The organism is Ruegeria sp. BB7, assembly GCF_056539365.1.
Map to the genome: position 1 here is coordinate 969,166 of NZ_JBQFUV010000001.1, position 21,117 is coordinate 990,282.

19 protein-coding genes and 1 tRNA gene are annotated in these 21,117 nt (G+C 56.4%); 10 read left to right on the forward strand and 10 right to left on the reverse strand.

Annotated elements, in window-relative coordinates:
• The first annotated feature begins 1 nt into the window (after position 1).
• The 3 genes from ACR0D7_RS04825 (at position 2) to ACR0D7_RS04835 (ending at position 3,628) form a co-directional block, all read left to right on the forward strand.
• Positions 2-922, forward strand: a complete 921-nt coding sequence (locus ACR0D7_RS04825) for an ABC transporter permease (protein ID WP_170573567.1) — start codon at positions 2-4, stop codon at positions 920-922.
• Between the two features lie 35 nt (positions 923-957).
• Positions 958-2,031: a BMP family ABC transporter substrate-binding protein gene (locus ACR0D7_RS04830; protein ID WP_480677960.1), complete on the forward strand. Its 1,074-nt coding sequence runs from the start codon at positions 958-960 to the stop codon at positions 2,029-2,031.
• A gap of 325 nt (positions 2,032-2,356) precedes the next feature.
• A complete protein-coding gene (locus tag ACR0D7_RS04835) occupies positions 2,357-3,628 on the forward strand; it encodes an adenylate/guanylate cyclase domain-containing protein (protein ID WP_480677961.1) in 1,272 nt (423 codons plus the stop codon).
• A gap of 261 nt (positions 3,629-3,889) precedes the next feature.
• On the opposite strand, the gene ACR0D7_RS04840 is transcribed toward ACR0D7_RS04835, so the two are convergent.
• A complete protein-coding gene (locus ACR0D7_RS04840) occupies positions 3,890-5,122 on the reverse strand; it encodes an HlyD family secretion protein (RefSeq protein WP_480677962.1) in 1,233 nt (410 codons plus the stop codon).
• Between the two features lie 3 nt (positions 5,123-5,125).
• Entirely contained in the window at positions 5,126-5,506 is a 381-nt protein-coding gene (locus tag ACR0D7_RS04845; RefSeq protein ID WP_480678007.1) for a hypothetical protein, read from the reverse strand.
• Positions 5,507-5,669: 163 nt separating this feature from the next.
• Between ACR0D7_RS04845 and ACR0D7_RS04850 the strand changes: the two genes are divergently transcribed.
• From ACR0D7_RS04850 to ACR0D7_RS04865, 4 genes are all read left to right on the forward strand, one after another.
• On the forward strand, positions 5,670-6,743 hold the full coding sequence (locus tag ACR0D7_RS04850) for an NAD(P)/FAD-dependent oxidoreductase (RefSeq protein ID WP_480677963.1): 1,074 nt from the start codon (positions 5,670-5,672) through the stop codon (positions 6,741-6,743).
• A complete protein-coding gene (locus tag ACR0D7_RS04855; protein ID WP_480677964.1) occupies positions 6,740-7,393 on the forward strand; it encodes a DUF938 domain-containing protein in 654 nt (217 codons plus the stop codon). Before ACR0D7_RS04850 ends, ACR0D7_RS04855 begins: the two co-directional genes overlap by 4 nt.
• 69 nt (positions 7,394-7,462) lie before the next feature.
• A complete protein-coding gene (locus ACR0D7_RS04860; protein ID WP_480677965.1) occupies positions 7,463-7,798 on the forward strand; it encodes a carboxymuconolactone decarboxylase family protein in 336 nt (111 codons plus the stop codon).
• Between the two features lie 198 nt (positions 7,799-7,996).
• Complete coding sequence (locus tag ACR0D7_RS04865) at positions 7,997-8,533, forward strand: hypothetical protein (protein ID WP_480677966.1); 537 nt, start codon at positions 7,997-7,999, stop codon at positions 8,531-8,533.
• Positions 8,534-8,618: 85 nt separating this feature from the next.
• Here the strand turns inward: ACR0D7_RS04865 and ACR0D7_RS04870 are convergent, their stop codons facing one another.
• The 4 genes from ACR0D7_RS04870 to ACR0D7_RS04885 form a co-directional block, all read right to left on the reverse strand.
• Positions 8,619-11,126, reverse strand: coding sequence for a GcvT family protein (locus tag ACR0D7_RS04870; RefSeq protein ID WP_480677967.1), 2,508 nt, complete (start codon positions 11,124-11,126; stop codon positions 8,619-8,621).
• A gap of 220 nt (positions 11,127-11,346) precedes the next feature.
• On the reverse strand, positions 11,347-12,744 hold the full coding sequence (locus ACR0D7_RS04875) for an FAD-binding oxidoreductase (RefSeq protein ID WP_480677968.1): 1,398 nt from the start codon (positions 12,742-12,744) through the stop codon (positions 11,347-11,349).
• A 12-nt stretch (positions 12,745-12,756) separates the two neighbouring features.
• A complete protein-coding gene (ggt, locus tag ACR0D7_RS04880) occupies positions 12,757-14,550 on the reverse strand; it encodes a gamma-glutamyltransferase (protein WP_480677969.1) in 1,794 nt (597 codons plus the stop codon).
• Between the two features lie 38 nt (positions 14,551-14,588).
• Positions 14,589-15,575: a 2-hydroxyacid dehydrogenase gene (locus ACR0D7_RS04885; RefSeq protein WP_480678008.1), complete on the reverse strand. Its 987-nt coding sequence runs from the start codon at positions 15,573-15,575 to the stop codon at positions 14,589-14,591.
• A gap of 195 nt (positions 15,576-15,770) precedes the next feature.
• Between ACR0D7_RS04885 and ACR0D7_RS04890 the strand changes: the two genes are divergently transcribed.
• The 3 genes from ACR0D7_RS04890 to ACR0D7_RS04900 all read left to right on the forward strand — a co-directional run bounded on the left by ACR0D7_RS04890 (position 15,771) and on the right by ACR0D7_RS04900 (position 18,018).
• The gene (locus ACR0D7_RS04890; protein WP_170383816.1) at positions 15,771-16,235 is read left to right on the forward strand and encodes an SH3 domain-containing protein; all 465 of its coding nucleotides are present in this window, start codon (positions 15,771-15,773) and stop codon (positions 16,233-16,235) included.
• A gap of 343 nt (positions 16,236-16,578) precedes the next feature.
• A tRNA-Gln gene (locus ACR0D7_RS04895) sits at positions 16,579-16,653 on the forward strand.
• Between the two features lie 240 nt (positions 16,654-16,893).
• Positions 16,894-18,018 carry a hypothetical protein gene (locus tag ACR0D7_RS04900; protein WP_480677970.1) on the forward strand — a complete coding sequence of 375 codons (1,125 nt, stop codon included), beginning with the start codon at positions 16,894-16,896 and terminating at the stop codon, positions 18,016-18,018.
• A 349-nt stretch (positions 18,019-18,367) separates the two neighbouring features.
• On the opposite strand, the gene ACR0D7_RS04905 is transcribed toward ACR0D7_RS04900, so the two are convergent.
• The 4 genes from ACR0D7_RS04905 to ACR0D7_RS04920 form a co-directional block, all read right to left on the reverse strand.
• Entirely contained in the window at positions 18,368-19,996 is a 1,629-nt protein-coding gene (locus ACR0D7_RS04905; protein ID WP_480677971.1) for a recombinase family protein, read from the reverse strand.
• Complete coding sequence (locus ACR0D7_RS04910; RefSeq protein WP_480677972.1) at positions 19,996-20,412, reverse strand: DUF2924 domain-containing protein; 417 nt, start codon at positions 20,410-20,412, stop codon at positions 19,996-19,998. Before ACR0D7_RS04910 ends, ACR0D7_RS04905 begins: the two co-directional genes overlap by 1 nt.
• 5 nt (positions 20,413-20,417) lie before the next feature.
• Positions 20,418-20,672, reverse strand: a complete 255-nt coding sequence (locus tag ACR0D7_RS04915) for a DUF3489 domain-containing protein (protein WP_480677973.1) — start codon at positions 20,670-20,672, stop codon at positions 20,418-20,420.
• Positions 20,673-20,933: 261 nt separating this feature from the next.
• Complete coding sequence (locus ACR0D7_RS04920) at positions 20,934-21,098, reverse strand: hypothetical protein (RefSeq protein WP_480677974.1); 165 nt, start codon at positions 21,096-21,098, stop codon at positions 20,934-20,936.
• Between the last annotated feature and the right edge of the window lie 19 nt (positions 21,099-21,117).

A 21,117-nucleotide genomic window follows, 5' to 3' on the forward strand; every position in this document is an offset into this window, starting at 1 on the left:
TATGGACCTTGGTGAGATTAACCCCGTCCTTTTGGTCGCCTCGCTGATGGTGGCGGCAACCCCCCTGCTGCTGGCCGCGATCGGAGAGCTGGTCGTCGAGAAAGCAGGCGTCCTGAACCTTGGCGTCGAGGGTATGATGATCGTCGGCGCGATCAGTGGCTTTGCAATCTCGGTCGAGACCGGCTCGCCCTGGTTGGGCTTTATAGCGGCCGCTATAGGCGGAGCCGTCTTGTCACTGCTCTTCGTACTGCTAACGCAAGTTGCGCTGGCCAATCAGGTGGCAAGTGGCCTTGCCCTGACCCTCTTTGGCTTGGGCTTCAGCGCCCTTCTGGGTCAAAGCTATGTCGGGATCAAACCGCCCAGTATGGGCGACATCCATATCCCGTTGATCAGCGATATTCCGGTGATCGGTCCAATCCTGTTCCAGCATGACCCGATCCTCTATGTCGGCATTGCTTTGACAGCCGCGGTCTGGGCAACATTGAAATACACCCGCGTCGGTCTGATCCTGCGCGCGGTTGGCGAAAACCACGATGCCGCTCACGCATTGGGCTACAAGGTCATCAAGATCCGCGTCCTGGCGATTCTGTTTGGTGGCGCGTGCGCGGGCCTTGGCGGCGCCTATATCAGCCTGATCCGCGTCCCACAGTGGACCGAGGGCATGACCGCCGGTGTTGGCTGGATCGCTTTGGCCCTGGTGGTGTTTGCCAGTTGGAAGCCATGGCGGGCCCTGCTGGGTGCCTATTTGTTCGGCGGTATCACCGTGTTGCAGCTTAATTTGCAGGCAGCGGGCGTTGCCATCCCTGTCGAGTATCTGGCAATGTCGCCCTATATCATCACGATCCTTGTGCTTGTGATCCTTTCGGCCGACAAGAGCAGCGCACCTGCCTCACTGGGCCGTATTTTCCACGCCTCGCACTAGACGGGGCCAACTGAACCAACTTGGGGAGTAACCACATGAAATTCACAACACTTTTGACAAGCGCCGCCATGGCGCTGGGTCTGGCGACAGGTGCCATGGCCGAAGACAAGACCAAGGTCGGCTTTGTCTATGTCGGCCCCGTGGGCGACGGCGGCTGGACCTTTGAGCACAACAAGGGCCGACTGGCCGTCGAAGAAAAATTCGGCGGCAAGGTGGAAACCGTGTTCGTAGAATCGGTGCCCGAAGGCCCCGACGCAGAGCGCGTGATGACTCAGATGGCGCTGGAGGGCGCTGACCTGATCTTCACCACCTCGTTTGGTTACATGGACCCTACCATCAACGTGGCCAAGAAGTTCCCGAACGTGAAATTCGAGCACGCCACCGGCTATAAGACCGCCGACAACGTGTCGGTCTATTCGGCGCGCTTCTATGAAGGTCGCGCAGTCCAGGGCCACATCGCAGGAAAAATGACCGAGTCGAACATCATCGGCTATATCGGGTCTTACCCGATCCCCGAAGTGATCCGGGGTATCAACTCGGCCTATATTCACGCCAAGAAAGTGAACCCGGATGTCGAGTTCAAGATCATCTGGGCCTACACATGGTTTGATCCTGCAAAAGAAGCCGACGCCGCCAGCGTTCTGATTGAACAAGGCGCGGACGTGATCCTGCAGCACACCGACTCGACCGCACCGCAGGCCGCCGCACAAGAGGCTGGCAATGTGATCACCTTCGGTCAGGCTTCGGACATGAGCGAGTACGCACCGCATCCGCGTGTGTCATCGATCATCGACAACTGGGCACCCTACTACATCGCGCGGACCCAGGCCGTCATGGACGGTTCGTGGGAAACCGTGAACACATGGGACGGAATTGCCGAGGGCATGGTTGAAATCGGCGAAATCTCGGACGCTGTTCCTGCCGACGTCAAGGAAGAAGCGCTGGCACTGAAGGCCGCGATGGCAGCAGGTGAGTACCACCCCTTCACCGGCCCGCTCAAGAAACAGGACGGCAGCGACTGGCTGGCTGAAGGCGAGACCGCCGATGACGGAACGCTGGCAGGCATGAACTTCTATGTTGAAGGGCTGGAAGGCGAAATTCCGCAGTAAAACCTGCTCCGAAAATCATCAGAGAGGCCCGCATGTTCTTGCGGGCCTTTTTTGTTCTCATTTGAAAGTTAAATCTGGAACCGTCGCCACCATGAGAACTGGATGCTGCGCGTGCATTTGGCAGTTCTGAGCCCGTAGCCGACCTTGGAGTAGAGGGGTGAAGCTTGTTGTTTAGCGCACCAAGCTAGGAGACAATGGCAGTGCTGTGATACAAGAGGACTGAACGCTCGGTACAAGGCTCCCTGCGCTCATTGTGTCCTATCGGTCTAAGGTTTCAGTACCGAGCTGGTTCATTACGCTTTTTTTGACAAGAAAGTGTCTCAGTATGATTGAGTTCAGCAGGTCTCCACTTTTAGATAGTGTTGCTGCTTGGCTGATGGGGTGCGGTCTTCGCGATACTAAGGCCGAAGATGTGGTGCAAGGCTTTGGCAACCGTCTGGTTACCGCTGGTGTCCCTGTAGCTCGGATCAACGTCGGGGGCATGGTCCTGCACCCAATTTTTGGCGCCTTGAATGTGCTTTGGACGGTCCGCGACGACCAAGCCAAGGCCGAACTTACGCCCAGAGACCAGCTTGCGACACCTGGATTCCGCAATACACCGTTTTTCGATTTGGCGCATAACGGCGGTTCCTATAGGCGTTACAAATTGGAGGATGGGACCGTCGAGAACAGTTTTCCGATCCTGGAAGACCTTCGTTCAGATGGTGCAACGGATTATCTGGTTCAATTTGAAAGCTATCATCGCGATGACGCTAGCCGCTGGTCGGATTTTCCGCCTGGAATGGAGGGCGTTATGATGTCGATTTCTACACGACGTATAGGCGGATTTAGCGACTCTGAAATCAACTATATCCGAGCACTCATGCCTGCCCTTGCGCTGGTTATAAAAAACGCTCAATCGCGCATTCTTGCGCAAGGTCTCATGGATGCCTACCTGGGAAGCTACTCTGGAAACCGTGTCCTGGATGGCGTAATTGAGCGCGGCGATGGAGGGGCAATCGACTGCATTTTGTTTTATTGCGACCTAAGAAACTCCAGTCGGATGGCAGAAAACATGCCATTGAACAGATATCTTGCGTTAATTAACGACTATTTTGATTGCACGGCCGGGGCAGTAGAAGATCACGGCGGTGAGATCCTTAAATTTATCGGCGACGCGGTTATGGCAATCTTCCCAGTGGACGAAAAGTCGAGGCCGGCAGTCGACATGAGCCGTGCCGCATTGTCTTCAGTGTTGGAGTGCTTAGCTCGCGCGAGGGAAAAAAACATCACCTGGCAAAAGCACGGCGGCAGAATTGAATTTGGAATTGCCTTACATCGGGGTTCCGTAATGTATGGAAACGTCGGCACGGAACGTCGGCTGGATTTCACCACGATTGGCCCGGCGGTAAACCAAGTCAATCGGCTTGAGGGTCTGTGTAAGTCTCTAAATACACCTTTGGTAATGTCCTCGGAATTCGCAGCAGATGTTGCAACGCGGCTTGAGCCCTTGGGGCGGCACCAGTTAGCAGGTATGTCACAATCAACACAGGTCTTTACTCTTCCAGAGTTCGCACCACCGGTCGATAAAAGTAGCTCAATCAATCGATCCAAATGAACGATTTATTTGATCTTAAGTTAGTCACTTCGGTTTTCTGCAACAAATAATGAACGACTGCTTTGTCCGGGTAGCTGCGGTCAACGATAACTAGTGCTGCAACCGCAGCGAACATCCACTGTGTGGTCAGCCTTTCCAGAGACCCGAAAGCATCGGCCAGCAAACAACTAAAACTGCGGGCGTTTCGATATCCAGTTGCCGGCGGGTCAACTCATCAGCCGATTGACCCGCCGTAGTAGACAAAGCTTTAGGACGTTGAAATCAATGCCCCGTCAGCACTAGCGTGTTCACCGGCATCAGGATCAGGCGCAGACGCAGACCAGCAGCATGCACGACGCCGATCGTATCGATCACATGCAGAACCGCAGTCTGCCAAAAGCCAAGCTCCTCATGCTCCAACCGTTCATGATTGTCGGTATAGACATTGGCCAAACAGTTGCTGCCCGGCGGGATGTCATCAGCCATGTTCTTATAGAGCGGCTCCATGTACACCAATATCGAGCCCGGATTGGTGTTGGATTGCACGTCCCGCAACTCGTCCGAAGGGCGGATTTGGCCAGAGGGGATCACATCCTGCACCTCGACCACGACCATCGGAATCACGGTGAAAGGTTTGGTCATGCAGCCCAGCTCTCCGATCATGCCGGGTTTGATGACCTGAGCTGACATCTGGTTAAACGCAGCCTGGAACCGGTTATGACCGGAATGCGACGGCACCAGAATACCCGCAGGGCGCAGCAGAGGGCTGACATAGTCACCGACCTGAAGGCCGAACTGTTCAACCCGACCTGTCACTCCGGCACTGATCACGGTCTTTTCCAGTTCGGTCAGCGCCGCGTCCAATTGCGCATTGGCGCTGGCCAACTGAGCGGGGATCAATTCCTCGATCTGCTGCACGACTGCGGCACGTTGGGACTCGGCAGCTCGCAATTGAGCCTCACGCTCTGCTACCAGATTTTCCAAACGGTCGATCTCGGCCAAGCGCACAGCGCTGGAGCCTTCGTCACGCAGGGTGGTGTTGCGCTCCAAATCTTCCAGAGACTGATCCAGCGCAGCGCGGGCCCCAGCTATGCCCGCCTCAGCTTCGGCCAGATCGGTCTGGGCCACCTTGAGAGACGCCTGAACCTGCGCAATCTCGGCATGTGCGGCTTCGACCATGGCGGTTTGGGTGAAATCTTCGATCCGGAAGATTGGCTGCCCGGCCACGACCTGCTGATTATTAGAAACATAAACCTCGGAAACACGCCCGCCCAACTGCGGCAGGATCGTAACGGTGCGGAAGTATGAGGCCGCCGTTTTGCTGGCGGGATGAAAATAAAACAACGTAGTGATCACGGTCAGCGCCAGAATGGCGCAGGTGGTCAGCCCCCAGCGCAGCTCGTACCACATGGTGAACAGCGTGATCTCATGCCCGATCCGCTTACCCTGCACATAGCGGCGAAATAAATAGTCAGGCAGCACCGTCACCAGGGCGCACATCAATGTCTCAAGCATATCTTACTGCTCCTGCTGCGCCGTAGGTTCGGTGGTCTGGGTGGGGGCGGGATCTTCCGGGCGCTGATTGCCCAAAGATCGGATCGCATCCGCAATAGCCCTAAGCGGCGCGCCAACATCGGGAAACTGGAACCCGGCCACCAGAATAGCGGCAACCCAAAACAACCCGTTATGGGTGAACAGCGCCAGCAGGGCCAGAATGCCGACCAACTGAAACTGAGGGTGATTGGATTCATGCGCGATTTTTTCGGGGATCGAATGCAGGGTGAAATATCCCACCCCGATCAGAACGATCACCAAAACGGTAAAAACAAACATGAACGTTAAAAGAAAATCACTGCCGTCCGCCTGGGTCACGTAGGACGGAATATGCCCCGTGGCCATCGGGTGTAAATCTGCGGTACTCACCCTACCCTCCTGTTTATGATTGTTCCTCTTTGGATGGGTTGATGCCTAAATTCAAGCCTGCTTAAAGTTGTGAATACAATTTGGACACGTTCACCAGACTGGCAGTCAAGGCGCAGGGCGCCCGCTCAATTGAGGCTATATGATTGATTTCCTTATCATAGGCGGAGGCATCGCCGGACTCAGCGTCGGGGCACGCCTATCACATCACGGACGCGTAGCCCTTATTGAAGCGGAGGATGCCCTTGGCTATCACACGTCCGGTCGATCAGCTGCCATGTTCGAGGAAAGCTATGGCCCGCCTTCGGTGGTTGCACTGAACAAGGCCAGCGCGGCTTACCTGCGCCACCAGAACGGCGGATATCTTACACCACGGGGTATATTACTGATCGGTCGCAAAGATCAGCGCCCGGACTTTGAACATGATGCCACAATGCTGAACATGCAGATTTTACCTGCGGAAGAGGCATTAACCCGCGTCCCGATACTGGACGCCAATAAGGTTGCCCATGCGGCCATCAGCACCTCTGCCTTCGATATCGATACAGACCGGTTGATGCAGGATTTCGCCCGGATCATCCGCACAAATGGAGGCGAGATCGTGACCAAGGCCAGGGTCATTTCCATCCGCAAGGACAGCCACTGGGTTGCCGATGCCGGTCGAGTTTTCGAAGCCCGAAATCTGGTCAATGCCGCAGGGGCTTGGGTGGATGAGATCGCGGTATTGGCTGGGATTGCACCAATCGGAATCACACCAAAACGTAGGTCGATGGCGCGCCTGCCGGCACCGGGTGGGTATGACGTCAGCGGCTGGCCAATGTTGTTTGGCGTCAACGAGGCGTGGTACGCCAAGCCAGATGCGGGAAAATGGATCGTTTCCCCATCCGAGGCTGACCCCGTGCCGCCGCAGGATGCCTATGCAGATGACATGGTGCTGGCCGAGGGTTTGGCCCGCTACGAAGAGATGGTCACCGAGCCCGTCACCCGAGTAGAAACAAACTGGGCCGGGCTGCGCAGCTTTGTATCTGACGGAACATTGGTGCTTGGCCCCGATCCGGCCGATCCCTCGTTTATCTGGTCTGCGGGTCAGGGTGGGTACGGGTTCCAGACCTCTCCGGCCGCGTCACAGTTGGTTGCAGACCTCACAACAGGCGCGACACCCGAACTAGACGCCGAAACCATAGCCGCCCTCAGGCCGGAAAGGTTACGCCGATGAGCAAGAGAACCCTGCCTTCAAACGCCAGCGTGGCCACCGAGGGTCACGACGGACGGCTGATTGCCCCCGCTGCCACCCGCAATGCCGAGGCGCTGTGCGACCTGCTGCAGCACTGGGCCCCAAAAACCGGGCAGGCACTGGAAATCGCAAGCGGCACTGGCCAGCACGTCAGCGCCTTTGGCCGCTCCCTTCCTGACCTTTACTGGCAACCAACTGAAGTTGACCCCGAGCGCCGCGCTAGTATCAACGCCTACACCGCTGATTTGCCCAATGTCGCTGCCTCGGTCATGCTGGACGCTACGGCGCAGGGATGGCACGAGGGCTTCATAGGTCAGAACCTGATTGTTCTGATAAACTTGCTACATCTGATCAGCTGGCCAGAAGCTCAGACGCTGATATCCGAGGTCGCACAAGCGTTAGCTCTTCGGGGGCGCTTTATCCTCTATGGGCCTTTCAAACGGTCGGGCCAACTGACAAGCGACGGTGACCAGAGGTTCCATGACGCGCTGGTTCAGCAGGACCCCGAGATTGGCTATAAGGATGATAGGGACATCGCCAGTTGGATGGCCGCCCAAAACCTAACTATCCTCAAGGTGGTCGAAATGCCTGCGAATAATCTGGCCTTTGTCGTGGAAAAATCTGGCACCTGATCAAGATCAAGGATCGGATTAACGCATTGCATCACATTCCGCTTATCGAATACTAAATGGAATGATGACATGAGCTGGCAGGACAAGATCAAAGACACGCGCAATGGTCTGCGCAACCTCAACGGCGCGATACCTGACGCCACCCGCGCTTTCGGAGCGCTGGGTGCGGCCGTCAAACAAGGCGGAACGCTGGATTACAAGACCAAAGAGTATGTCGCGTTGGGCATGTCTATTGCGATCCGGTGTGAACCCTGCATCACTTTGCATACCGAAGCCTTGATCAAGGCAGGCGCATCCCGTGAAGAGTTCTCGGATGTATTGGCCATGGCCATTCAGATGGGTGGTGGTCCTTCGATGATGTATGCTGCAAAAGCGTTGGAGTGTTTTGATGAATTGAACTCCTAAAAAGGCTTGGCAAACGCAGGTCATCCCAGGGCGGCTACGTAAAGTCCCGCCCTTTTCTGCCGTCCTTTAAACTTTTGAATTCAAAAATTTGCCAAACTCAAGCCAACTTTGCTGAACGCATCAACGAGTTTGAATTCGGTGCGCGATGATGACTTTTTCGCGCTTTCTTGCTAGAATGCGCAAAGAGGTGTAGCCGCGATGAAACTCATACTAGCTATACTGTTAACGCTGTATCCCGCACAGTTACTGGCCCAGGATGATCCGATCAGGGGCAGATTTCACTGTGACGTTCTGGCCAATCGATTTGTACCCTCTGACAATGACCAGACAATTTCCAAGGGCGAGCTTCCTGAAAGTTACGCGCCCGGCACGACTCTGATCGTTGACTATACGCATGACCCGGCAAGCGGCCTGACGATCTATCTCGGGGAGCCGAACCGGGTGAATATCCTGATCGAGGAGCCATTTCCCGAATCCAGTTTCAAAGGGATATCAAAGATTACCCGCAAGGCAGAATACCGTTCGACCTTTAGCGAGGTATCTCTTGGTAAGTTTTCGGTGAACTACAAAGGCGCCGACCAATTGAACATCAAACGATCCTGCAGCGCCGGATGGTCAGGCCACTACGTTCAGACCTATGTCAGCGGACGTTTCTCTCAGGTCGTTTCGCTAAATTGCCGCCCCTTGGTAAACGCGACCGAGGACTTACTGGCGCGCTTGAAGCTGTACAACTAGGCAACACTGGCATGTTGTGACAGGCGGGAAACCTGCCTGACTCCAAAAGCATAAGGCCCCGGACTTATCCGGGGCCTTTGTTTGTTTAACCGTCCTTGCGGATGGTTTCGTTCTTTGGATCGTAGGGGCTGTCGCAGGTGACGACCGCATTCCACAGTTTATCCTGAATCTTGACCTTCAGCTTGGTGCCTTCGACCGCCAGCTCAGGCTTTACGTAACCCATACCGATGGACTTCTCGAAAGCGACCGAGTAACCGCCCGAGGTCAGACGCCCAACGCGTTCACCTTCCGGTGTGTACAGAGCCTCGCGGCCCCACGGGTCGGCATCGTCTGGGCCGTCGATCAGCAGAGTGCAGCATTTCACGCGCACGCCGGTCTCTTCCAGCTTGGCCTTGCCGTTGAAGTCCTTGGACAGGTCGACAAAACGCGGCAGGTCGGCTTCCAGCGGGCTCGCGTCGCGGCCCAGCTCGGTGCCGAAGGCGCGATAGGATTTCTCCTGACGCAGCCAGTTCTGCGCGCGCGCACCGACCAGCTTCATACCGTGCTTCTCACCGGCTTTTTCCAGCAGGTCGAACAGGTAGTTCTGCATCTCGATCGGGTGGTGCAGTTCCCAACCCAGCTCACCGGTATAAGCCACGCGGATCGCGTTGACCGGACACATGCCCAGTTCGATCTGACGGGCCGACAGCCACGGGAAGCGCTTGTTGGACAGAGCGGTTTCCGGATCGGCGTCTTTGATGACCTCTTTCAGAACGTCACGCGACTTGGGTCCGGCGATGGCGAAGACGCCCCACTGAGTGGTCACATCCTGGATCTCGATGTAACCGAACTCCTCCATCTTGTCCTCGGCCGCTTTGCGCAGATAGTCGGCGTCGTACTCGGTCCAGGCACCGGCGGAGACGATGTAGTAGTTGTTCTCGCCGTTGCGGACGATGGTGTATTCGGTGCGGGTGGTGCCGTGCGACGTCAGCGCGTAGGTCAGGTTGATACGACCGACCTTGGGCAGCTTGTTGCAGGTGAACCAATCCAGGAATTGGGTCGCACCGGGGCCTTTGACGACGTGCTTGGTGAATGCCGACGCGTCGATCAGACCAACGCCTTCGCGAACCGCTTTGGCTTCTTCGACGGCATATTGCCACCAGCCGCCACGGCGGAACGAGCGGCTTTCCTTGTCGAAGTTGTCCGGTGCATCGACGGGACCGAAATAGTTCGGACGTTCCCAACCGTTGACCCAGCCGAACTGCGCGCCACGGGCTTTCTGACGTTCATACGCCGGAACGGTGCGCAGCGGACGGCAAGCTTCCCGTTCTTCGTCGGGGTGGTGCAGGATGTAGACGTGCTCATAGCACTCTTCATTCTTGCGCGCCGCGAACTCGGTGGTCATCCAGTTGGACGAGTAACGCTTAGGGTCCAGCGACGCCATATCGATCTCAGCTTCGCCATCGACCATCATCTGCGCCAGATAATAGCCGGTGCCGCCTGCGGCGGTGATACCGAACGAGAAACCCTCGGCCAGCCACATGTTGCGCAGACCCGGAGCCGGACCAACCAACGGGTTGCCGTCGGGCGTGTAGCAGATCGGGCCGTTGAAATCGTCCTTAAGACCGGATTCAGCACAGGACGGCACACGTTCAGCCATTGCCATGTACTGATCGGCGATCCGGTCCAGATCCAACGGGAACAGGTCGGCGCGGAAACTGTCCGGCACGCCATGTTCGAACTGCGCGGGCGCGCCGTGTTCGTAAATCCCCAGAATCCAGCCGCCGCGCTCTTCACGCGCGTAGGATTCGTTATCGGCGTCACGCACAACGGGGTGCTCGGGGTTACCGGCTTCGCGCCATTTGACCAGCTCGGGGTCTTTGTCCATGACGATGAAGGTGTGCTCCACCGGGATGGCAGGCATCTTGATGCCTAGCATCTTGGCGGTGCGCTGCGCGTGGTTGCCCGATGCGGTAACGACATGCTCGGTGGTGATCACCACCTGCTCATCTGACGGAACAAGGTTGCCGCCCTTTTCGACCATCTTGGTGCAGGTGACTTCCCAATGGGTGCCGTTCCAGTGGAAGGCATCAGCCTGCATCTTGCGCACGATATCGACACCGCGCTGGCGGGCACCCTTTGCCATCGCCTGGGTCACATCGGCGGGGTTAATATAGCCGTCTTCGGTGTGGTAGATCGCGCCCTTCAGGTCCGAGGTCTCGATCAGCGGCCAGCGTTCCTTGATCTGCTCAGGCGTCAGCCATTCGTAGGCGACATCGCAGGTCTCGGCGGTGGACGCATAGAGCATGTATTCATCCATACGCTCCTGCGTTTGCGCCATACGCAGGTTGCCGACCACAGCAAAGCCCGCATTCAGGCCGGTTTCTTCCTCAAGCGTCTTGTAGAAGTCGACCGAATACTTATGGATGTGGGTCGTCGCGTAGGACATGTTGAACAGCGGCAGCAGACCCGCCGCATGCCAGGTGGACCCGGACGTCAGCTCGTCCCGTTCGATCAGCATCACATCATCCCAGCCCGCCTTGGCCAGATGATAGGCGATCGAGGTCCCGACGGCGCCACCGCCGACGACCAGTGCTTTGACTTGGGTTTTCATATGCCCGCTCTCCGGATTGAGTCTGTTTGGCAAGGTTTATGCCCAAGCCCGCAGAAATCCGCCAAGTCCATCCGACGCAAAAAAGCGCAAAACCGACGTAAGGCATGCCATTCTGGGCGTTTGTTCAACTGGCATCTGTCTTAATTGAGTATTTCTGAAAAGATGAAGGGAAAATGCGGCTTCATCTTTGGCACAAATTCTTCCTTCGAAGGATTGCAGTTCAGAGGATCTTTCCGGGGTTCATGATATTGTCCGGATCCAGCGCGGCTTTGATGGCCGCCATATATCGGGTCGCAGCACCAAGTTCCTTTTCGAGGTATGGCCGCTTGCCCTGACCGATACCATGCTCACCCGTACAGGTTCCCTCCATCGAGATTGCCATGTCATTCAACCACCCGACAAACCCGTCGGCACAGGCGACTTCGTCTGCATCCTCCATGTCAATCAGCAGCAAAGTGTGGAAATTTCCGTCGCCGACGTGCCCGACGACAGGCGCAATCAGGCCTAGCTTTTCCGCCTTTAACTGCGTTGCAGTGACACATTCCGCCAGACGCGAGATCGGAACGCAGACATCTGTGGAAATTCCCCGCGTGCCGGGGCGTAGTTGAAGGCAGGCCCAATACATATCATGCCGGGCCTGCCATAATTTGTTGCGTTCTTCGATGGTAGAGGTCGCGGCAAAGTCTGAACCTCCAAAATCGTCTGCAATTTGGCCAAAGGTCTCGGCCTGTTCGACAGCACCAGTTTCCGAGCCGTGGAATTCCAGAAGCAACAGTGGCGTTTCCGGTAAGTTAAGGCCGGAGTACGCGTTAGCGGCTTTTACCGACAACTCGTCCAGCAGCTCGATCCGGGCTACGGTCACACCGTACTGAATCGTCATCATAACCGCCTGACAGGCTGCATCGACTGACGAAAAGGAACACCGGGCGGAGGTGATCGCCTCGGGGATACCCTGCAGACGCAATGTGAGTTCGGTGATGATTCCCAACGTGCCTTCCGCCCCAACCAGAAGGCGGGTCAGGTCGTACCCGGCAGACGATTTCCGCGCCCGATGACCGGTGCGGATAATCTGCCCGTCCGGCATCACCGCCTCAAGGCTGAGGATGTTGTCTTTCATCGTTCCATAGCGCACCGCATTGGTGCCTGACGCCCGTGTCGCGGCCATCCCACCCAATGACGCGTTGGCCCCCGGATCGATTGGAAAGAACAGGCCCTGATCACGCAGATGGGTGTTCAGATCTTCGCGTGTCACTCCGGGTTGCACGACACAGTCAAGATCACCGGCATGTACGGCCAGCACCTTGTTCATCTGTGTCAGATCGACTGAAATCCCGCCCGCAGGAGCATTCACGTGCCCTTCCAGCGAAGTACCGGTGCCAAAGGCAATTACGGGCACCTTATGCTGAGCGCAGGTTTTGACGATCTCAGACACTTCTGCGGTTGAATGAGGGTATACCACCGCGTCCGGCGCCTGATTATTGATCCAGGTGGTGGTATGACCGTGCTGTTCGCGGGTCGCCTGACCAGTTTGCAGGCGATCGCCGAACTTCTGCTTGAGGATACCGATAGCCGTTTCAATTCCGGCCTCGTTTCGCGGTAACGCAGCTGCCTGCACCATCTTGATACCCTCTTATTCGCCCAGCGCTATGCCTTCACGGCGCGGATCAGCACCACCGATCAGGACTTCGCCGATCTCAATCGCGTGCAGACCCGAGGTCAGGTCACGTGCGTTCACCTCAAAACCCAGTTCGATCAGTGCATCCGAGAGCCCCTCGGCCGCTGTGCCCTGTTCGACGTCATATGTACCGAAGCGATTGACCAGATGCGGCAATGACAGCGCCTGCTGCACGTCCATATCCCAATCCGCCCAAGCGATGATCGACTTGGCCACATAGCCAATGATGCGGCTGCCTCCGGGTGATCCGATGGCCAGCACCGGCACATCATCCTGCATCACGATCGACGGGCTCATTGAGGAACGCGGGCGTTTACCCGGCTCAAGCCGGTTGGCAATCGGAATGCCGTCACTGTGGGTTTTGAACGAGAAATCCGTGAGCTCATTATTCAGCAGAAACCCGTTGGTCATCAACCGCGAACCAAAGCCGTTTTCGATCGTCGTGGTCATGGACAGCACATTGCCATATTGATCCACGATCGAGATATGCGAGGTCGAGGGCAGTTCCAGCGAAACATCATCCGCCCAGTTCAAAGCGTGATCAAACTCCGGATTGCCCGGTGCAACCTTGTTCAATGCGCCGTCACCGTCCAGTAGCTGACCACGCTCGGACAAGTAGCCCGGATCGAGCAGGCCCTGCGTGGGCATGGGGACAAAATCGTGATCGGCCATGTACCGCCCCCGATCGGCAAAGGCCAAGCGTGAGGCATCACCGATCAAACGCCAGGCATTGGCATCCTCTGGCCCCATCGCCGCCAGATCAAAGCCATCCAACATGCCCAGAATCTGCCCGACAGTCAGCGCGCCAGACGATGGTGGTCCCATGCCGCAGACCTCATAGGCGCGGTAGGCCGCACAGACCGGCTCACGCTCGATCACCTGATAGAGCGCCAGATCAACACCGGACAAAACACCGGGGTTCCCCGGCGCGTTCCGTACAGTGCCTACGATACCAGCGGCGATCTCACCACCATAGAACCCGGCAGACCCTTCACTGGCCAGAACACGCAATGTTTCGGCATAGTCAGGATTCATGAGGCGCTGCCCCTGCTGCAACGGCTCACCGCCGGGCAAAAAATACTCGGCCGTCACCGGAAAGCGTGACAGGCGTTCGGCGTCTGCTGCAACCAGAGTGGCCAGACGTGGAGAAACAAGAAACCCCTCGTCCGCAAGTGCTATTCCATCCTCGAACAGGCTGGGCCAAGGGCTACGGCCCCAGCGACGGTGTGCCTCTTCCAGCAGCGCCGGTGTACCGGGCGTACCAACCGAAAGGCCACCGACCACTGCGTCATAGAATTTCAAAGGCTCTCCGTTTTCATTCTGAAACAGCCGGTGGTTCGCCTCAAGTGGCGCCGTCTCGCGCCCATCGAGCGTGGTCAACTTGCCGGTTGCGGCGTCATACCAGACCAGAAATGCCCCACCACCAAGGCCAGATGACTGCGGTTCAACCAGCCCCAGCACAACCTGCACTGCAACCATCGCATCCGCAGCCGAACCACCGGCCCGCAACACCTTGGCCCCGGCCTCGACGGCCAGAGGATTGGCCGCTGCAACCATCCAGTTTTCAGAGGTAACCGGCTGCCCGGTCATCTTTGCCTCTAGCGAGGCGATCACTTCTTCGGTCAGGCCCTGCACCTGCCCGTCCGTGGCGCCTTCGGGGGCAACCGCATCCGCAGTTTCCTGTGCGAATGCTGCGCCGCCAAAGGTCAGGGCCGTAACAAAAACTCCCGAAATCAGATTTCGTTTCATCGTATCCTCCTGAAAACTGGTCCTGCGGCGCTGATGCGTCACAACATGGATGGTACAACTTGATCCGGCGGGCGGTGCCCGTCTTCAAAGGTCTTGATGTTGATAATGACTTTTTCGCCCATCTCTATCCGCCCTTCCAGCGTGGCCGAACCCATATGGGGCAGCAGCACAACGTTGGGCAGTTGCCGCAAACGTGGATTCACCTGGGTGCCGTGTTCATAAACGTCCAGCCCCGCACCCGCGATTTCACCCGACCGGATGAGACGCGTTAGGGCATTTTCGTCGATCACTTCACCCCGAGAGGTATTGATGACCACGGCGGATGGTTTCAGCAACTTAAGCCTCCGGGCGTTCATAAGATGGAAGGTCGATGGGGTCGACGGACAATGGATCGAAATCACGTCCATGCGCGCCACCATCTGGTCAAGGCTTTCCCAATAAGTGGCGTCCAGTTCCTGCTCGATCTCGGGACGTAGCCTGCGGCGATTGTGGTAATGCACCTGCATCCCGAACACACTTGCGCGGCGCGCCACGGCCTGACCGATCCGCCCCATGCCCAGAATTCCCAGTCGACGCCCACCAATTCGCCCGCCTAGCAGCGCAGTTGGCGCCCAGCCTGACCAATCGCCCTGCTGCATCAGGCTCACGCCTTCCGGAATACGCCGCGTTACAGCAAGGATCAGAGCCATTGTCATATCGGCGGTGTCATCGGTCAAAACGCCGGGCGTGTTCGACACCAGAATGCCCCGCTGCCTTGCCGTCGAGACATCGATATTATCTACCCCGGCCCCATAGTTGGCAATCAGACGCAGGTTTTCACCTGCCTGCCCCAGCAGCCCACCATCAATCGTATCGGTAACCGTCGGCACAAGCACATCCGCGGTTTGAACCGCTGCGATGAGTTCTTCTCGTGACATTGGGGAATCATCGTCGCGCAGTTGCACATCGAACAATTCGCACAGTCTGGTTTCCACGGCCTCGGGCAACCGTCGCGTAACGACAACACTCAGACGTTCTCTTGGCACCTTCGTCCTCCCATCGCTTTGCAAAACTTCGCGCGCCATGGCATCGTGGCGCAGGATAAGGCGGGGCACAAGAACCCCTATTGCATTGAAACGACCTTTTTTCGAAACCAGATCAACGGGCATAAGAGCAGGCAGTCAGTGAGTGGTTTTCTAACGGTTAAACGCCGCCTTTTGGTGGTTTCGTCCGTATTTCTTATGGTGCTGGGCAGTCTGGCTGCCAGCGCGCAAGACAAGCGTGGCCCGGTGACCAACTTGCCCTTGCCGCGTTACGTCTCGATGAAGGCCGCCGAGGGTAACGTCCGTCGAGGTCCGTCTCTGACGCATCGAATCGACTGGGTCTTCAAACGGCGCGGTATGCCGCTGCAAATCACGGCCGAATACGGTAATTGGCGCAAGGTTCAGGACCGTGACGGTGCCGGAGGATGGGTACACTACGCATTGTTATCGGGTGTTCGTACCGTGCTGATCGAATCCGAGTTGCTGCCCGTTTACACCAATCCCGATTCCAACTCGCAGATCGCCGCGCAATTCGAATCCGGAGTTGTGGCACGGTTGGGCAGTTGCAGCGTGGACTGGTGCCACATCTCGGCTGGCGGCTATCGCGGCTGGGCCCAGAAGTCGAACCTTTGGGGCGTTGATCCGTCAGAAATCCGCGAGTAGCAAGTTCACTTCACGTCTTCTGCCCTTCGCCATAATTCTCGATGAGTTCAGGGATTGCCATCGACGCCCCGATAACTATTTTTCTGTTTCAATATTAATGAGTTGAAGAAATTTATCTCCACCCGCTCTTATCATACTGGAGCCACCCCATAGCACCCAGATGTAAGTGAGCGTTAGAACAGTCAGCGAGCAATTTTCCGTAAGACGCTACTCTAACAGACGCAATTCAATCCAAGCTCCAAACACCGAAGAGCATCCGAAAATAAAATTTACTCCAAGCCGTTTTTTTCGCCGAAAAGCTCTTGAACCCTCCAACCAACAATCGTAGATAGCGCCTCACCGTTGGGGTGTAGCCAAGTGGTAAGGCAGCGGTTTTTGGTACCGTGTATCGTAGGTTCGAATCCTACCACCCCAGCCAGTATATCCTTGAAATTAAACAATAAAATACCTCTCCCGGTATTCTCGCGACATGTCCGCGGGTTACGGAAGCCGGTTCGGAACAGAGACGCCGATTCACGCCAAAACCAGGCCTGAAATGGCCCCGAGTCTCTGTTTTGAATTCCCACGGTACGAGTTTGCGGGCAATCCGGTAGTTTGCCACATTGCAGTTGCGCCCGACTTATTTCACCGGGCCGAAATCCGATTTACCGAGACTTGAATGACAAAAAGCCAAAGCTTCAGCCCGTCCGAACTGTACGACCTCGTGTGGTCCAAACCCATGTCAGTGCTGGCAAAGGAGTTTCGAATCTCCGATCAGGGACTGGCAAAGATCTGTCGCCGGAATGGCATCCCAACGCCTGAGAGAGGATACTGGGCCAAGCTTCAGGCTGGCAAACAGGTCCATGTACCACCGCTTTCCACGCATCTTCGCGTCAGCAAGACTAAGATCACTATTCGGGCCACAGAGCCCAGGCCAATGCTGAAACCCGCGCCCAAAACGGAGAAATCGTCGGGCAGAATATCGGTCAAGATTTCGGCAGACCTGAACCGTTTGCATCCGGTGGTGGCCAGATGGATCAAAGACCATAAAGCTGAGCAGGCGAAGCGCCAAAAAGAAAATCGTCGAAGCAGGAACGATATGTGGCTCAGACCACGCGAACTCGCCGATCTGACCGACAAAGACCTGTATCGCTTTCGGGTGACAAGTGCCTTCCTGCAGGCAGCAAGTGACACCGAAATTCGGGTTCTTGGTGGCAAAGTAAATGGTACGCTGAACATCAGCGTTTCCGGTCATAATTTCGAAATCAAGATTGTCCAGAAGATGCGCCAGGTTCTCAGACGGGCGCCGGAGGATGAGAGCTGGACAGCTTTTCCCGAGCATCACAATTCAGCATTGTCACCAACAGGGAAGCTGCGCTTCGCGATCGTCACCTACTTTGGCGGCAGCCACACAAACGAGTGGGTTGCGAGCGACAAATTCCCCGCGGGACAGATGATCCCACATTTCATCGAGCAGATCCTCGAAGCTGTAGCCATCCGCGAAGAATGGTACAATCGTCTCGAGGAACAGCGGCTTGAGAGGCAAAGGGAAGACGCGAAAAGGCTGGAGGCTCAGCGCCTAGCCAGGTTGGAGAATGAGCGCTGGGAACGATTTCGTGCAAGCGCCGCCCAGTGGCGGGAAGCAGAGATCCTTCGGTCGTTCTTAACTGCACTCGACAGCGCGACACATGGCTCAGGTGACATTGATGGGATGCCACGGGGTGAGTTCCTTGATTGGGTGTCAGGCAAAATTGATGAATTCGATCCATTGGTACCGGACGCCGCGAAAGAAAAAGGCGATTAATCCCATAGGGAGCGCCGTAGCTCCATGCCTGCTGCTAGACGAGCACTGGGAGACAGAAATATTTAGATATTTCCAATGGTTACTTTATTCGACGTTTGAAGTTTCAACGAAAATCAAAGACCTAGAAGTTCGAATGTCGCAGGTTCGCGTCCTACTTGCCCAGCCACGATTTCCCCTTAAATCACGCACTGAATAATTGGTCGCCTATTACCGCGTGTTTTCCGCAGGTTATCATCCGGCTATTCCAGCTGAGACCCGAGTTTATGCGCAACAATGGTCGATTTCGGGCCGCAGTCTCAGTTCGCGATTCCGCCGGTACGAGTTTGGTGGCTATGGATGAGTCTGTAGATCAGAGTGCAGAGAACTGCTTGTGCTGATCTGACCAGATAGCCGGGAAGCCCGACTTGATCAGGTAGTCCGTTGTCAGGCCATCAGGTTGTTCGCCCGCAGCGATGGCATCCAGAACATCAGGCGCCAGCATTGCCAGATCGATCACATCCTGCACCCGGCGTTTGGACGTGCCTTCTTCTTCCGCGATTTCTGGAAAAGTTCTGCCATCAATGATCATCGCCAACCACCGGCGCGCTTTGATGACATTGCGGACAAGTGTTTGATCGATCTCAGGCGGTGCATCGCCCAGGTGCAGTTTCAGCTCCACGCCTCTACGGCGCATCCGGAATGGCGCTTCGATCGTTAGTTCTTTGGCATCGACCTGATCCGCCCTGCACTCCATCGTTCGGGCGAGTGCCCGGGGATCCAGTTGCACGGCCAGGGACCCCTGTCGCAGATCTGCCCGCGCAATCAGGCCGAGGCATTTCCTGATGGACTGGCAATCTCTGAGATGCTCCGCTGCTGAAGCAATTTCGGCCGCCGGCATATCCAGCGCCATTGATGTTACGACGTTCGATCGGCTCAGATGTTGTCTGACCACTTCGGCCAGGAGGCTCTCAAGCTGTTCTGCCGGCAGCCGCCACGCATCCGGATGCTTCTGACTGCGATCCGTCACCAAGCGTCCGGAGATGTAGTAACGCAGACGTTTGCCGTTCTTCCGGCTATGGCTGGGCGTCAGCCTATCTCCGGTCTCATCAAAGAGCTTTCCAGCCAATAGGGATCGCGTTGCTTTCTGCTTTACGCCACGCTCCCTGGCCGCTCTATCTGTCAACAACCGTTGCACGTGGCTCCAGACTTCCGGGTCGATGATGGCAGGGTGCTGCCCCTCAAAGACCTGACCCTTGTGTCGGATACGGCCGGCATAGATCGGATTGCTGAGCAAATGATGGATGTGTCCGCGATCAAAGAACTTACCGCATGTCACGCGTCCGCCCGGGCATTCCCGGCGGCGCGAACGGAGACCCAGCGCCTCTGCCTGCTCTTTCACATCCAGAATGCTCTGATGCTCCAGATAGAGATCGTAGAGTGCCCTTATTGTTGCCGATTCCTTTTCGTCGATTTTAAGCGTCCGGCCATCCGCCTGATACCCAAGCGGAACATTCCCGCCCATCCAAAGCCCCCTGCGTTTCGAGGCTGCAATTTTATCCCGGATACGTTCAGCAGTCACTTCACGTTCGAACTGAGCGAAGCTAAGCAATACGTTGAGTGTCAGGCGCCCCATACTGGTAGACGTATTAAAGGACTGGGTAACGGACACAAACGATGCGTCGGCTGCGTCGAGACGTTCGACCAGTTTCGCGAAGTCTGCCAGCGAGCGCGTCAGCCGGTCGATCTTGTAGACAACGATCTGGTCCACGCGTTTCTCGTCAACAGCCTGTATCAGTCGCCGCAACGCCGGGCGGTCAAGATGACCACCCGAGATACCGCCATCATCATAGTGATCCGGCAGTAACTCCCAACCCTCATGTATTTGGCTGGCTATATAGGATTCGCAGGCTTCCCGCTGGGCATCGAGTGAGTTGAAATCCTGCTCCAACCCCTCCTCCGAGCTTTTCCGAGTGTATACGGCGCAGCGGATACGTCGCATCACTGAACTCCGAAGAAGCGCGGACCTGACCAGTGTGCTCCGGTAATGTGCTTTGCGATGGCTGACAGGGAGCGCCACATCTTGCCGCCCATGATGAAACCACCATCCACAACTTCGACCTGATAGGTGCGTCCGTTCCATTCCCGCACCAGATGTGATCCCGGTTTCAGAGCAGGTGGCGGTGTTTTTCCCAACGCGATTTGCTGCAGTCGACGCTCTGTTTTCGCAGACAACCCACCCAGTTCCCGTTTCTGTAGTTCCCAGATCAACACTCTTTTCATGAATTGTGGCGACAGGTATTTTGGCGGGGGCCGACCGAACACCGCCCGCCATCGATAGAGGCACCTAGGGCGATCCAAGTGTTCAATATCACAGAATTCCTTCGCAAGGTCACGATCCGCGTGAGTGGCATCCATGGCGATCACACCTCCTTCACGATCCGATAGACCGTACCTTTGTCAGATCCTGATCGCTCAACATTATGTCCCGCCTTGCGCATCATCGAAATCGCCGCGCGTGCAGAATGCGGTTGCCAGCCAAAGGCCTTCTGAATCTGCGCAATTGTGGCACCTGCTATACGGGACAGCAGTTTCTGTAACTGTTGCTGACGCGTGGGACCACTTCGGGCCAATTTGGCAGGTGACGTTTTGGTTTTTGTTCCGGATGCAATTGTCATCGTTTTCTCCACTTTGCAGACACAGACCGATCCTGCGCCCTGTACTGAGTGGAGCCCAGGCGCCCCGGGCGAATCTTGACCGTCGTCAGTACCGCTTCCGAACAGCCCAAAGTCCAGTTGTTTACGGTAAAATGGCGGATAGAGGACCTTCGCAGCGCTCGCACATTTAGTTGCGAAAGACATCTGGAGCAGGCTTTTCCAAGGCTGGTACCATTGGCAAGTCGTCATGTAATGTTTGACGCGCGCAGCAGTGTGATCCGCTCAACGCCATTTCCAATCAAGCGGCGTCTCTGAGGGGAGGTCGATCAGGTTTTGGGCAGAGTCCTGATCTTTGCCGTCGATGAGATTTAGTTCTTTCAGTTGGTCAATTAGTTCCGAACGCTTCCAAACAGATTTCGGCCAAATGTGATGCGCCTGAGTTTCCATAACACAGTCCCTATATTAA